Here is a 14,070-nt window from a genome sequence, read left to right as displayed (position 1 = left end):
ATGAGCATCGAATTCTTCACCCGCCTGCCCTTGCATGGCGAAACCCAGTTCCTCCCCGGCGACCCGCGCAACCGCGGTGACTGGCATGCGGGTGGGCCCAGTACCGGTGCGGTGTCGGGTTTCGCCGTGGGTGATCACTTCACCTATATCGACTACCTCGGCCAAATCGCCCGCGCCGCTGAAATAAACGGCTTTGGCGGCGCGCTGATGGTCAACGCCCCCACCGGCGAAGAGCCATGGACGGTGTGCTCGCTGCTGGCCCGGGAAACCCGCACGCTGAAATTCGTCACCGCGTTCCAGCCCTATCACTACACCCCGTGGGTGGCTGTGCAACAGGCCGCGACCTACCAGCGCGCCACCGGCAACCGCCTGGTGTGGAACATCATCAACGGCGGCTCCGATGCCATCCAGCGCCAGGTTGGCGACTTCGAAGACCATGACCAGCGCTACGCCCGTGCCACCGAATTCATGGACGTGGTGCGCGGCTATTGGCACAACGAGCAGTTTCACTACGAAGGTACCTACTACCGCGCCGAAGGCGGTGGCCTGCGCGGCCCGCTGAAAAAAGCCGAGCTGCCGCTGATCTGCACCGCTGGCTCGTCGGTGGCAGCGCGGGAGTTCGCCGCCAAGCACGCCGACTTCTACCTGATGCGCGCCGAGCACCCGGACGAAATTGCCGCGCTAATCGCCGACATCCGCGCCCGCGCGCTGAAGTGGGGCCGTACCGACATCCGCTTTGGCCTGTCCATCGACGTGATCGCACGTGACTCCGAAGCAGCCGCACTGGCGGAGGCCAAGCGTTTCTTCGACGAAGGCGTGGCCAAGGGCACGGTCAAGGCCCGCGCCGCCCACGCCGGCCTGCGCACCGCGCGCAAGCTGAGCTACGAGCACGGCTACAGCGACCAGGACGAGCAGCAGGCGTTCGACGACTTCTTCATCCACCCCAATGTGTGGACCGGCTTCGGCTACATCGGCGTCCCGCCGGGCTGTGCGCTGGTGGGCAGCTATGCCAACGTGGTGGCGCGTATCCGCGAGTACCACAGCATCGGTGTCGACCTGTTCTTCCTCGCCGGCTACCCGCATCTGGAGGAGGCCTATCGCATCGGCGAGCATATCCTGCCGCACTTCCGTGCGCAGCGTGCAGCCATTGCCCGCCCCGCAGGCCAACCCGTGCAACTGCACGCCAGCAACGGGGCCTGACGCCATGGCCTGGGACGGTTACCCACTGAGCCGGCGCGGCTTCCTCGGCCACGCCGGCGTGCTGGCGGGCGGGCTACTGGCCGGCTGCGGCCCCGCCGACAGCCCGACCCATGCCGCCACCGACCAGCCGCGCCATGGCGGGCGCCTGCGCCTCGGCATCATCGACGGCAACCAGAGCGGCAACCTCGACGCCCACAAGCCCATCGGCAGCGGCATCGTGCGTGGCTTTGCCCTGTACAGCAAGCTGTGGGAATGGGACGAGCAGATGCAGCCGCGCCTGGCCCTGGCCGAGTTCGCCGAGCCCAACGCCGATGCCAGCGGCTGGACCTTGCGGCTGAAACCCGGGCTGGAATTCCACCACGGCAAGACCATCGACGCCGATGACCTGATCTTCTCCATCCGCCGCCTCACCGACCCGCAGCTGGCCTCGCCCTATGCGGCGCTGCTGCACTGGGTGGACCGCGACAACCTGGTCAAGCTGGACGACCGCACCGTGCGCCTGGGCTTTCGCGAAGGGCGCAGCTACCTGCCGCTGCCGGAAACCTGGGTCAACTTCGGCGGCATCGTACCGGTGGACTACCACCCGGTCACCAACCCGGTCGGTGCCGGGCCGTACAAACTGAAAAGCTTCACCCCGGGCCAGCGCTCGTTGTTCACCCGCTTCGACAACTACTACAAGCCCGGCAAGCCCTACGCCGATGAACTGGAGATCATCGACTTCAAGGACCAGACCGGCCGCCTGGCGGCGTTGCGTGCCGGGCAGATCGACATGGCCAACGTCATGTCCACGGAGCACCTGCAGGTGCTGCAGGCCGACCCACGGCTGCGGCTGCTGAAGTCAGTGAGTGGCAACTGGCTGTCGTTCGACATGAACACCGCCAAGGCGCCGTTCGACGACCCGCGCGTGCGCGAGGCATTCCGCCTGCTGGCCGACCGCGAGGAACTGGTGCGCCGTGCGCTGAATGGCCAGGGCCGGGTGGCCAACGACCTGTATGCACCGTTCGATCCCACCTTCGATCACAGCATCGGCCCGCGCCCCTACGACCCGCAGCGGGCAGCGCAGTTGCTGCGCGAAGCCGGCCATGAACAGTTGCAGGTGGACCTGGTGACCACACCAGGGCCGGGGCTGGCTTCGGCCCTGGTCTTGGCCGAGCAGGCCCGACGTATCGGCGTCACCCTCAACGTGCGCCAGGTCGACCTGGCCACCTTCCAGGGCCCACAGCGCGACGACTGGACCTTGAGCACCGGCGGCAGCATCGGTGCGCCGTACCTGGCCAGTGCCATCCACACCGACGCGCCGTTCGCAGTAGCCAACAAGACCCACTTCCACGACCGCGAATTCAGCGAGGCCTTCCTCGCCGCCATGGCCCAGCCGGACCTAGAAAAACGCAAGGCGCTGGTGCACCGCGCGCAACGCATTCAGTACGAGCGCGGCGGCATGCTGATCTGGGGCTTTGCCGACCTGCTCGACAGTGTCAGCACACGCGTGGGTGGCGCGCAGGCCGAGCAGTCGCTGTTCAGTACCTGGCGGTTCGAGAGCCTGTGGCTCAGAAGTTGACCTGCAGGCCCTCTACCGCCTGTCCCGGCCCTATCGCCGGCAAGCCAGCTCCCACAGGGATGGCGCCAGCCTTCAAGCCCATGCAGTCCCTGTGGGAGCTGGCTTGCCGGCGATAGGGCCGGGACAGGCAACACAAAAAACAAACCAACCGCAGGCGCGGCTGCGCCCTCGTTTCTCCCACATTCCTGCTATTGAACGAGGCCCAGCCAATGCCCCGCGTTACCTTGCTGCACCCCAATTTCCAGCCCAGCGCACTGGCGCTGGCCATTCTGGCAGCCAGCGCGCCGCTGGCCCACGCCGAAGACACCCAGCTGCAAACCGTCACCGTGCAGGCCGAACAGCCCGATAACGACGCCCTGCCCAGCCGCACGCCAGCCTCGATCTACGGCGGCCTGGAAGCCAAGGTGCTGGACACCCCGCGCTCGGTCACCCAGATCAACGCCGGGCAACTGGCCAACGACCCGATCCGCAGCTCCGACGACCTGGTCAAGTACGCCCCCGGCATCACCCGCGGCGGTGGCCAGAACGCCGGCATCGCCCCGCAGATGCGCGGGCAGAACACCGAGGTGTTCCAGGATGGCCAGCGCGCCTACGGGGTTCGCCACCCGGCCAACTTCAACGCCTACGAAGGCGCCGACATCGTCGCCGGGCCGTCGTCAGTGACCTACGGTTCGGTCAGCGGCAGTGGCGGCTACGTCAACTACCTGAGCAAGAAGCCCGATTTCAACCGTTTCCGCACCAGGCTCAGCGGCGAAATCGGCAGCTGGATCCCCGATGGTGAATCACGCGATGCCACCAGGTTCAGCATCGACAACACCGGCCCGCTGACGGACAACCTGGCTTATCGGCTGAGCATCACCCGCCAGCGCCAGGAAGACTTCTACGACAACGTCGAGAACAACTTCGACGCCTTCTACGGTGCCCTCGCCTGGCGCAACGACAACCTTCGGGTCGACTGGAACGCCGCCTACGATGACTACTACGACTACAACATCACCCACGGCTGGAACCGCGCCACCCAGGACCTGGTCGACCACGGCAAGTACTACGCCGGCCGCGCCACCCCAATCATCCAGAACGGCAATACCCTGTGGTCGCCAGTGCTGTCCTCCGGCGCTGCCGATGCCCAGGTGCTCGGCTGGGTGCAGCGCCAGCGCAACGCCCAGGGCCAGTACCATGTGGTCAACGGCAGCTTCCAGGGCGCGTCGCCCAACACCCAGGCCAACCCCGGCAGCCTGCGTGGCTGGGTCTATGACCCGTCGCTGGCGGGCAACGGCCTGACCTCGCTATCGTCACAAACCGGCCAGCGCGCGCAGGACGAAAACCGTTCGCGGCGCTTTACCACGCAGCTGCGCGTCGAAGGCGACCTGACCCCGTCGATCACCTTGGCCAACAGCACCTTCTACCAGCACTCCACCGACACCACAGATGCCGTCGGGGCGTTCCAGGTGCAGGGCAAGGACGACATCTTCGACAACCGCTTCGAGTTCCGCGCCCGTGGCCAACTTCAGCTGGGCGACCTGACCCTGATCGACGACAGCAACACCGGGCTGGTCTATCGCCGCGAGCGCAACGAGTCGATCGCCGCCAACAACAGCTTCGGCAGCACCATCAACGCCTATGACCTGACCCTCGACCCTACCTTGAAGAACCCCGGCGACCTGCTCGGCCTGAGCGGCCGCAACCCCGCCGGTGGCAACGCTGCCTGGATCGGCCAACCCGGTGTGCCGCAGTTTTCCAGCTACTACGGCTGGCTCAACCTGCCCGCCATGTACCCGGCCGGGCATGGCCTGTATGCCGAGTCGGTAGCGCCCTACACCGCCGACAGCACCTGGACCACCAAGACCCTGTTCAGTCAGCACAACCTGCGCCTGGGCGAACGCGTGGGCTTGAACGTGGGCGCCAGCCGCAGCTGGATCGACGCAGGTATCGAAAACCCCTTTGTGCTGCCCGGCGGCAGCCCGCGCAAGGACTCGGACAACTACCGGCTGTTCTCGGTGCAGGTCAGTCCCTATTTCAAACCCACGGAAAACAGCACGCTGTACTACACGTTCGACCGTTCCCTCGCGGTTAATACCGGCTTCTTCACCAATGGCCTGGGCTGGGGCAGCGGCACGGGGGCCAACCAGCTCAACCCACTGGCCTTCGAGAGCCTGAGCGTGTTGCATGAGGTGGGTTTGAAAGTGGAGGCTCTGCCCGACCAGCTGTTCTTCACCCTGGCTGCCTACAAGCAGGCCCGCGACCAGTCACCGGACAGCAACAACAATATCGCCCGGCTGATCGTCAAAGGCTGGGAAGCGACCCTGCGCTACCAGGACCTGCACCTGCGCGGCGGCCTCAACCTCAGCCGCATCAGCGCCTACAACGAGTTCACCAGCCAGGCCGGGTTCGCCTCGGCCGGCTTCATCCCCGACAACGGCACCGTATTCGGCGACAACAACAGCCTCAACCAGCGCCCGTCCGGCAAGTTCGATGCGGTGCAGATCCCTGAATACAACGCCGGCGGGTATGTCGACTACCGCTTCGACTCAGGGTTTGGCGTCGAGCTTTCCGGCTGGTGGACCAGCAGCTGGTACTTGAACCTGAGCAAGACGGTGAAAGTGCCGGACGAATACAACCTCGACCTTGCCGTGTACTACCGCCAGCCGCAGTGGGGCGTGACGGTGCGCATGCTCAACGTCACCGACGAGCTGAATTTCGTCAGTGGCCTGGCTGGCTCCACCAACACCTTCCTGCAACCGATGCCGGGCCGTACGCTGCTGGCCCAGGTCGATTACCAGTTCTGATCATCCTCAACCTGAAAGGCCTCAGCCATGTCCATTGAATTTGTCGGCATGATCTTCCCCCGCCAGTGGTCCGAGACCCGTGGCGTTCGCACACCCGACTTCGACCTGCCATTCATCCGTCACCACGCCCGCGCCCATGAGCATGCCGGGTTCGACCGGGTGCTGATCGCCAGCGGCCCGGGCAGCGCCGACAGCCTGCAGATAGCCGCCTATGCTGCCGCGCACACCGAACGCCTGGGTTTCATGATTGCCCACCGCCCGGCCCTGACCGCGCCGACGGTGGCCGCACGGGCATTCGCCACCCTCGACCACACCACCGGCGGCGGGCGCATCCGCCTGCATGCGATCACCGGTATCACCGCCGAGCCGCAAGAGGGGGATACGCTGCTGGACAAGACCGAGCGCTACCGGCGTGCCGACGAATACCTGGAGATAGTCCGTCGCACCTGGACGGCCGAGGAGCCGTTCGACTTCGAGGGCCGCTACTTCAATATCAAGGGTGCCTTTTCACCGGTGAAGCCGCTGCAGCAGCCGCATATCCCGATTTCCTTCGGAGGCTCGTCCGACATCGCCTACCAGATCGCCGTCAAGCATGCGGATCTGTATGCCCTGTGGGGTGAGCCGCTGAGCGGCGTCGCCGAACAGATCGGCAAACTCAAGGCTGCCGCCAACGCCGCAGGCGTAGCGGCGCCGAGGGTCAGCTTGTCGGTACGGCTGATCCTGGGTGCCACCGAGGAGCAAGCCTGGCAGCGTGCCGAGCAGATCCTCGCGCAGATCAAGGCCAACCCACAGTTTGCGGCAGACAGCCCTTGGCAGAAGCGCATCAAGGGCACCGGCTCCGAACGCCTGCTCGCCGCTGCCGCCCGCGCCGACCGGCATGACCGGGCGTTGTGGATGCCGACGGCGACTGCGGTGGGCGCCTATGGCGATACTACCGCGCTGGTGGGCACGCCGGAGACCGTGGCCCAGGCGCTGCTCGATTATGTCGACCTTGGGGTGACCACCTTTCTCAACCGGGGCTACGACCCGCTGTATGACACGGTGGATTACGGGCGCTGGGTGATTCCAGCGGTGCGCGAGGAAGTTCGGCGCCGCCAGGCCCGGTTTGTGGGGTGAAGGTGGGGGGGTATGGCTTTGGGGTGCATCTGGGTTGCCGGGTGCATCCCCCCAAGGCAAGCACCTAGAGGCCAACCCGCAACCTCGGCGAATGCTCCACCAGCGTGCGGGTATAAGCATCAACCGGTCGCCCCAGAACCTGATCGGCAATACCCTGCTCCACCACCCGCCCCCGGCGCAACACCAGCACGCGGTCGGCAATCGCCCGCACCACCCCAAGGTCATGGGTGACGAACAACAAGGTCAGCCCCTCCCCCTGCAATCGCTGCAGCAAGGCCAGTATCGATGCCTGCACCGACACATCCAGCGCGGAAGTGATCTCGTCACACACCAGCAGCTTCGGCTCGCAGATCAACGCCCGGGCAATCGCCACGCGCTGGCGCTCGCCACCGGACAAGCTATGCGGATACAAGTCGGCCACACGCGCCGGTAGCGACACCCGCGCCAGCACGGCCTCGACCCGCTCGCGCGCTTCACCACCGCGTATCCCGAAAAAGTGCGCCAACGGCGCGCTGAGCGTTTGCCCGATGGTCTGCCTTGGGTTCAACGCACGATAGGGGTTCTGGAACACATACTGGATCTGGTGACGCAGCCGGGCATCGCGTTCGCGCGCGGCAAACGCCAAAGGCTCGCCGGCGTAGCTCATTTGCCCCTGAACGTTTTCGCCCAGCCCGGCAATGGCCCTGGCCAGGCTGGTCTTGCCCGAACCCGACTCGCCCACCAGCGCCAGGCACTCTCCTTGGCCCACCCGCAGGGAAACATCGAACAGCACCTGCCGATCGTAAGCGACATCCAGCCCGCAGACCTCCAGCAACACCGCTTTGCCCGGCGCAGCAGCGGCCTGGGCAGCCACCTCACCCATGGGCAGCGGCTCTCGGTGCGGCACCAGGCAGGCCACCCGATGCCCGCCGTCATGCGCCAGCAAAGACGGCTCGATCACTGAACACTCTGCACGACGCCTGCCGCAGCGCGGCGCAAACGCACAGCCGTCCGGGCGCTGCCCTGGTGCCGGCGCATGCCCGGCAATCGCCTGCAACGGCTGGCGCCGGGCAATGTCGGGAATGGCCGCGAGCAACGCGCGGGTGTAGGGATGCAGCGGTGCGCGGAACAACCCTTCGCGCCCGGCCATTTCCACCAGGCGCCCGGCGTACATCACCATCACCCGGTCGACCAGGTCGCGCACCACCGCCAGATCATGGGTGACGTACAGCGCCGCCACACCTTGGTCACGGCACAGGCGCTTGAGGGTCTGCAGCACATGGGCCTGGGTAGTCACGTCCAGCGCCGTGGTGGGCTCGTCGAGTACGATCAGCTTTGGCCGCAAGACGAACGCCAGCGCCAGCATCACCCGCTGCTGCTGCCCGCCAGACAGTTGATGCGGGAACCGCCGCAGGAAGGCGTCGTCATCGGGCAGCCCCACATCCAGCAGGGTTTGGCCGATGCGCTGGCGCACCGCTTCACGCGACAACGCAGGCTGGTGCGCCAACAAGGTTTCACGCAGCAAAGCCCGCAGGCGCAGCGCAGGGTTCAGCGCCGTGGCCGGGTCCTGGGCCACGTAGCCGACCAGCCCGCCACGGGCCAGGCGCAAGGCCTCGCCTTCGAGTTCGAGCAGCGATTGCCCGGCCACCACCACTTGCCCGCCCACAATGCGCGCACCCTGCCGGGCATGGCGCAGCAACGCCGTGGCCAAGGTGGTCTTGCCCGAGCCGGACTCGCCCACCAGGCCAACAATTTCGCCTGCCGCAACGCTGAACGACACCTCGGCCAGCACATCGACCTGCCCGGCCAGCTCTACCCGCAGGTCGCTGACTTGCAACACTTCACTTGCCACATTCAACAGCGCGCTCATGGCTGCTTCTCCCCAATCCTTGCACTGGCCCGGCCAATCCCTTCGGCCAGGATGTTGGTGCCATAGGCAAACATCCCGATCAGCAATGCAGGTGCCAGTACGGCCCAGGGCTGCACCAGCAGGCCGGCCTGGTTTTCGTTGATCATCAGGCCCCAGTCCGCCGCCGGCGGTGCCACCCCGTAGCCCAGAAAACTCAAGCCGGACAGCATGCCCACCGCCCAGGTCAGCATGTTGCCGAAGTGCACCAGCAGGGGCGTGAGGATGTTCGGCAGGATTTCATGAAAGAGGATGCGCCACCGCGGGTAACCCATCATCTGCGCCGCCTCGACGTACTCCTGCCCAGCCACCGCCACGGCACTGCCGCGGGCCAGACGGACCACCCCTGGGGTAAAGGCGATGGCCACGGTCAGCACGATCAGCCAAGGTGCACGGCCAAGCATGGACACGATCAGCAGCACCAGGATCAGGTCCGGAAACGCCAGCGATACGTCCGCCGCCCAGCTGATCGCCTGGTCCAGGCGCCTGCGCGAGAACCCGGCCAACAGGCCCAGGCTGCCGCCAGCCAGCAATGCGAGGGTGGCTGCTGCCACCGACATCCACAGCACCGACAGGCCGCCGCTGAGCAACCGAGAGAGCAGGTCGTGGCCCAGAAAGTCGTGCCCCAGCGGTGCCCCGGCAGCCGGGGGGCCGTACACCGGCCCGACCATCGCCATGGGCGCATGGGGTGCCAGCCAGGGGCCGAAAGCGGCCAGCAGCGCCACCAGCAAGGTGATCACGGCGCCACGGCGCACCTGTGGGTCGGCCAGCCAACGGGATTCAATCATGGGTCGCCTCCTGGGCAGGGGTGCTGCGCCCGCGTCGCCACCAGGGCCGAATGCCGCCCCGGATACGGCGGATCATCCGCACCCGGCGCGCCGTGCGCAGCTTGGGGGTGAGCAATACCGTCAACAGGTCGGCCAGCAGGTTGATCAACACCACCGCCAAGGTAATGACCAGCACCACGCCCTGGATCATCGGCAGGTCGCGCATCTGTATCGCCGCGTTCAATGCAGTGCCGATACCCGGGTAGCTGAAGATCACCTCGGCCAGCAGCGCACCGCCAACCAACGTTCGCAGGGTCAGCGCCACGCCCTGGATCGCCGGGGTCAGGGCATTGGGCAAGGTGTGCCGCCAGACGATGCGCCGCTCGGGCACACCCCGCAGGCGCGCGGCGATCACATACTCGGACTCCAGCGCCTCGATCATCGAGGCCCGCACCATGCGCGTGAGGTACGGCAGCGCCGTCAGGCTCAGGGCCAGCACCGGCAGCACCAGCGACGGCCACTGCCGCCACAACGGCAACTGCGGGTCGAGGATCGACACCGCCGGCAGCCAGCCCATGCCCGGCATGGAAAACAGCAGCACCAGGCCAATGGCCAGCAAAAAGCCCGGCGTGGCCTTGAGCAGAATCAGCGCCGACAGCCCCCAGCGGTCCAGCCGGCTGTCACGCCGCAGGGCCAGGCTCACCCCCAGCAGCAGGGCCACCGGCACCACCAGCGCCAACACCCCGATCAGCAGGGCCAAGGTATGGCCCAAGCGGCCGAACAGCAGCTGCGCCACCGGTACCTGTGAGTCCAGCGAAATGCCCAGGTCCCCGCGCAACGCTGCGCCCAGCCAGCGCAGGTACTGCACCAGGATCGGCTGGTCGAGGCCCAGTTGCCGTTGCAGGGTGAGGATGCTTTCCAGTGGCGCATCCGGGCCGAGGATCACCCGTGCCGGGTCCGAAGGCAGCGCCTGGGTGGCGATGAACACCACCAGGCTGATCACCCAGGCGGTCAGCAGCCCGTAACCGAGGCGGCCGATGAACCAGGCCAGCCAGGCCGGCGTGCGGGATGTGTGTCGAGGATCAGGCATTGGGGTTCAACCAGAGTTCGTCAAAGCGCCAAGAGGCGAAGGTGGTCTGTTCCGGGGCCAGCCCGCCAACCTTGGCCGACGCCGCATCGAGCACGTCGGAAAAGCCCCAGATCAGCAACCCGCCACGCTCATGCTGGATGGCCTGGGCTTCGTGGACCAAGGCCGTGCGCCGCACCAGGTCGGGTTGGGCCAGAGCCTGCTGGAACAGTTCGGTGAAGCGCGGGTCGTGGAAGTTGCTGCGGTTGTAGATGGCCTGCGGTGCATCGTTGTGCAGCGCCGAGGCAAGAAAGCCGCGCGCCGGGGTCGAGCCCGGCGACAGCTGCCATTGCTCGCGTTGCGGGCCGTTGAAGACGGCCCCGTCCACCTGGTTGACCTTCACCTGCACCCCGGCCTTGAGGGCCTGCTGGGCAAACACCAGCGCGGCGTTGACGCCAGGCCCTGGCGTGGTGGTCAGTTCCACACGCAAATCGTCCTGCCCCGCCTGGCGCAGCAGCGAGCGGGCCTGGTCCAGGTCGTACGGGCGCTGGGCAATGGCGTGGTTGTAGGTGGGGTCGTGGGGCGAATACAGGTCGTTGGCCACCCGGCCAAAGCCATTGAGCCCACGTGCCACCAGTTCCTGACGGTCGGCCAGCAGGCGAAATGCCTGGCGTACCCGTACGTCCTGGAACGGCGCCTTGGCCAGGTTCAGGTTGAAGCCGGTGAACGAGGTGCTGGGTGAGGCATACAGGCGCAGCCGTGGGTCGGCCTTGAGCAACGCGCTGTGCTCGGCCTGCACGCCACTGGCCACGTCGATCTGACCGGCGCGCAGCGCTGCGGCCCGTGACACCTGGTCCTTGAATTCGATGATTTCCAGCTCGTCCGCATAGGGGCGGTCAGGCTTGTAGTAGTTTTCAAAACGGGTATAGAGCGAGCGCTGGCCAGGTATGAAGCTTTTCAGCCGATACGGCCCGGCACCGACCGGGTTGGTCACCGGATGGTAGTCGGTGGGCACGATGCCGCCGAAGCTGATCAGCGTTTCATCCAGCGGGTAGAAGCTTTGCCCCTGCTTGAAACGTATTTCGACAGTGCGCTCGTCCAGCTTGCGCAGGGCCTGCCGATCGATAGCGCCGACCAGCCCGGCGAAGGGCGAGGCCAGTTGCGGGTCGGTCAGGCGCAGGATGGAAAACAGCATGTCGTCAGCGGTGATGCTTTTGCCGTGGTGAAACTCCAGCCCAGGCTTCAGGCGGATGGTCCAGGCGCTGGCGTCGGCATTCGGCTCGGCGAACTCGGCCAGTGCCAGGCGCGTGCTGACGTCGGCGTTCCATTCCCAGAACTTGGCGTAAAGCGCCCAGCCACGGATGATGCCGCCGCCCACCGGCTTGTGCGCATCAAGGTTGCCGGCCTGGTCGCCATCGATAATGCCCACCCGCAAGCGCCCACCGCGCACCGGCGTACCTGGCAGCGCCGCACTGGCGGCTGCCGGTGCGCCGCTGTCGCAGCCACTGAGCAGCCCGCCGCCGAGCAGCAGGCTGCCGCCAACGGCCAGGCTGTTGCCGAGAAACACCCGGCGCGAAAACAACTCGCTCATCACCCTCTCCTTACGCCGGTTGCGCCACGCCGGGCTTGCTGACTGCCCCCAGGCGCGGCACCTCGAAGCCATGGTCCAGGTCCAGCAGCGGGAACAGCAGGTCTGCCACCCGGTGCGCCTCATCGATCAGCGGGAAGCCCGACAGGATGAATGCCGACGTGCCCTGGGCCTCGTACTCACGGATCCGCTCGGCGACCTGTTCGGCGCTGCCGACCAGGTAAGTGCCGGCGGCAGGGCCGAGGATGTTGAAGCCGAACAGGCTGGGGCCCAGCCAGACGTTGGGGTAGATCTCCAGCTCACGGGCCGTGGGCAGGCGCCCGGCGCGGATGCTGTCGAGGTTGCGCTGGATGCGCGGGTCGTCGCTGACGTAGCTGTCGAAGGTTTGCCCGGCAGGCAACTGGCGTTCGATGGCCGCGCGCGCGGTGGCCAGCGAGGTGCGCTGCAACAGGCGCTCTGCATGGGCCCAGGCCTCTTCCTCGGTTTCGCGCACGATCACTTGCAGGCGGGTGCCGTAGGTCAGTTCGCGGCCGATCCTGGCCGCCTCGGCTGCCACCCGGCGGAACTTGTCGCCGAGCTTTTGCGGGGTGTCGGCGAAGCTCAGGTAGACATCGAGCAGTTGCACCGAATGGGCCACGCCCGGTGCCGACGTGCCGGCGCCCCACAGCGGGATGCCGGGCTTTTGCCTGGGTGGGTGCCAACCGCCCAGCGGGTGATGGGCTGCGGCGGGCGAACGGGGTGACAGCTTGACGTAGCGGCCGTCGTAACCCGCCGTTTCGCCCGCGTAGAAGCTTTGGAAGGCGCGCCAGTATTCCAGGCTGAAGTCGTAGCGTTCGTCGTGCGGGTAATGCACGCCCAATGTGGCCAGGCCGGCGTCGTTGCCGTTGACCACGTTGAACAGCAGGCGGCCGTTGGAGAACTGGTCGAAGGTGAGCGCCCATTTGGCCAACACCGCTGGCGACAACTCGCCCGGGTGCTGGGCGACCAGAAAGCGCAGGCGCTTGGTGGCGTCGATCAGCGCTGCCGACACGGCCAGGCTTTCGTTGGGGCTGGAGCCGAGCAGCGAGCCGTAGTAGCCCAGGCGGTCCGCGGCGATGGCCAGTTGCTTGAGGTGTTCGAAGTCGGTGTGCCAACGGCCTTCGGGTTCCCAGGGGTACGGGCCGTCGGGGGTGGTGAGGTACCAGAGGATTTTTACTGCCATGGGGCGGGTCCTTTTCAGATGAGGTGTTTGAGGGCAGGCCTCTGGGGCTGCGGCGCAGCCCTATCGCGACGCAAGGCCGCTCCCACATTGGTCGGCGTACGCATGTCCTTGTGGGAGCGGCCTTGTGTCGCGATAGGGGCGCAAAGCGCCCCCAGCGATCGCATCAGTTACGCCGATCGATGCCAGGCACCAGGCCCAGTTCGGTTGCACGGTCGTACAACCCGCTCATCTTCCACTGCTGGGTCAGCACCCCCGGCCCGTAAGGCCGCGACCCGCCCAGGGCATCGGCCAGCAACTGGATCTGCGCCCCCTCCTCCAGCAACAGGATGAACTCCGCCGTGGCCCGCAGCCCCTGCTTGCCCCACACCGTGGCGCCGCCGTTGGCTTCCAGGATTGCCAGGTTGAACGGGTTCTCGGCGATCTTGTCGAGGATGAAGTCCACCTCGGCCTGGCGCCGGTCGATGTACACCGGCAGCTCGCGGGCCAGCTGGTAGCGCTGCACCGGCACGTAGTGGAACGGCAAGGTGCGGTGGGTTTGCGCCCAGGCACCCAGGTAAGGGCTGTGCACGTGCGACACGGTGGTGACGTCGGGATGGGTCTGGAACAGCTTGGTATAACGCCCAAGGCCGCCTTTGCCCTTGCCGACGATGACGTTGCCGGCAAAGTCGGTAACGGTGGCCTGCAACGGCTTGCGATGGTTCCACGGCCCGCCGTAGTTCACCGACACCAGCAGCTCTTCACCCGGCACACGCTCGATGAAACCGACCGTGCCATTGGCGGTGATGGTGTTGGTTTCGCGAAAGACGCTGAAGGCCGCTTCGGCTTCGGCCACTACCTGGTCGATGAAGGCTTGCAGTTCGGCAGTGATGGGGCGTTCGTTGATCAGTACGGTCATGTTCAATC

The 14,070-nt window shown here is 66.5% G+C and carries 10 protein-coding genes; 4 read left to right on the top strand and 6 right to left on the bottom strand.

Annotation, left to right across the window (positions count from 1 at the left end):
- The 4 genes from WF331_RS07170 to WF331_RS07155 all read left to right on the top strand — a co-directional run bounded on the left by WF331_RS07170 (position 1) and on the right by WF331_RS07155 (position 6,660).
- Positions 1-1,200: an LLM class flavin-dependent oxidoreductase gene (locus WF331_RS07170; protein WP_284362626.1), complete on the top strand. Its 1,200-nt coding sequence runs from the start codon at positions 1-3 to the stop codon at positions 1,198-1,200.
- A gap of 4 nt (positions 1,201-1,204) precedes the next feature.
- Positions 1,205-2,758: an ABC transporter substrate-binding protein gene (locus WF331_RS07165; RefSeq protein WP_284362628.1), complete on the top strand. Its 1,554-nt coding sequence runs from the start codon at positions 1,205-1,207 to the stop codon at positions 2,756-2,758.
- Between the two features lie 209 nt (positions 2,759-2,967).
- Entirely contained in the window at positions 2,968-5,544 is a 2,577-nt protein-coding gene (locus WF331_RS07160; RefSeq protein WP_340622773.1) for a TonB-dependent receptor, read from the top strand.
- 27 nt (positions 5,545-5,571) lie between these two features.
- Positions 5,572-6,660, top strand: a complete 1,089-nt coding sequence (locus WF331_RS07155; RefSeq protein WP_016500375.1) for an LLM class flavin-dependent oxidoreductase — start codon at positions 5,572-5,574, stop codon at positions 6,658-6,660.
- A 64-nt stretch (positions 6,661-6,724) separates the two neighbouring features.
- Here WF331_RS07155 and WF331_RS07150 read toward each other — a convergent pair whose 3' ends face one another.
- The 6 genes from WF331_RS07150 to WF331_RS07125 form a co-directional block, all read right to left on the bottom strand.
- Entirely contained in the window at positions 6,725-8,509 is a 1,785-nt protein-coding gene (locus WF331_RS07150; protein WP_340622772.1) for an ABC transporter ATP-binding protein, read from the bottom strand.
- Positions 8,506-9,333, bottom strand: a complete 828-nt coding sequence (locus tag WF331_RS07145) for an ABC transporter permease (protein ID WP_340622771.1) — start codon at positions 9,331-9,333, stop codon at positions 8,506-8,508. The genes WF331_RS07150 and WF331_RS07145 overlap by 4 nt, the downstream gene beginning before the upstream one ends.
- Positions 9,326-10,402, bottom strand: a complete 1,077-nt coding sequence (locus WF331_RS07140; protein WP_340622770.1) for an ABC transporter permease — start codon at positions 10,400-10,402, stop codon at positions 9,326-9,328. Before WF331_RS07140 ends, WF331_RS07145 begins: the two co-directional genes overlap by 8 nt.
- Entirely contained in the window at positions 10,395-11,969 is a 1,575-nt protein-coding gene (locus tag WF331_RS07135; RefSeq protein ID WP_340622769.1) for an ABC transporter substrate-binding protein, read from the bottom strand. Before WF331_RS07135 ends, WF331_RS07140 begins: the two co-directional genes overlap by 8 nt.
- A gap of 10 nt (positions 11,970-11,979) precedes the next feature.
- A complete protein-coding gene (locus tag WF331_RS07130; protein WP_059395071.1) occupies positions 11,980-13,167 on the bottom strand; it encodes an LLM class flavin-dependent oxidoreductase in 1,188 nt (395 codons plus the stop codon).
- Between the two features lie 163 nt (positions 13,168-13,330).
- Positions 13,331-14,062, bottom strand: coding sequence for a class II aldolase/adducin family protein (locus WF331_RS07125; protein ID WP_016500381.1), 732 nt, complete (start codon positions 14,060-14,062; stop codon positions 13,331-13,333).
- Positions 14,063-14,070 lie beyond the last annotated feature (8 nt).

Source organism: Pseudomonas sp. YNh (assembly GCF_037993085.1).
GTDB lineage: Bacteria > Pseudomonadota > Gammaproteobacteria > Pseudomonadales > Pseudomonadaceae > Aquipseudomonas > Aquipseudomonas putida.
This window is presented reverse-complemented; position numbering and strand designations above follow the sequence as displayed.

Coding starts and splice junctions, on each gene's coding strand:
- WF331_RS07170 (WP_284362626.1), top strand. CDS start 1: ATGAGCATCGAATTCTTCACCCGCCTGCCCTTGCATGGCGAAACCCAG.
- WF331_RS07165 (WP_284362628.1), top strand. CDS start 1,205: ATGGCCTGGGACGGTTACCCACTGAGCCGGCGCGGCTTCCTCGGCCAC.
- WF331_RS07160 (WP_340622773.1), top strand. CDS start 2,968: ATGCCCCGCGTTACCTTGCTGCACCCCAATTTCCAGCCCAGCGCACTG.
- WF331_RS07155 (WP_016500375.1), top strand. CDS start 5,572: ATGTCCATTGAATTTGTCGGCATGATCTTCCCCCGCCAGTGGTCCGAG.
- WF331_RS07150 (WP_340622772.1), bottom strand. CDS start 8,509: ATGAGCGCGCTGTTGAATGTGGCAAGTGAAGTGTTGCAAGTCAGCGAC.
- WF331_RS07145 (WP_340622771.1), bottom strand. CDS start 9,333: ATGATTGAATCCCGTTGGCTGGCCGACCCACAGGTGCGCCGTGGCGCC.
- WF331_RS07140 (WP_340622770.1), bottom strand. CDS start 10,402: ATGCCTGATCCTCGACACACATCCCGCACGCCGGCCTGGCTGGCCTGG.
- WF331_RS07135 (WP_340622769.1), bottom strand. CDS start 11,969: ATGAGCGAGTTGTTTTCGCGCCGGGTGTTTCTCGGCAACAGCCTGGCC.
- WF331_RS07130 (WP_059395071.1), bottom strand. CDS start 13,167: ATGGCAGTAAAAATCCTCTGGTACCTCACCACCCCCGACGGCCCGTAC.
- WF331_RS07125 (WP_016500381.1), bottom strand. CDS start 14,062: ATGACCGTACTGATCAACGAACGCCCCATCACTGCCGAACTGCAAGCC.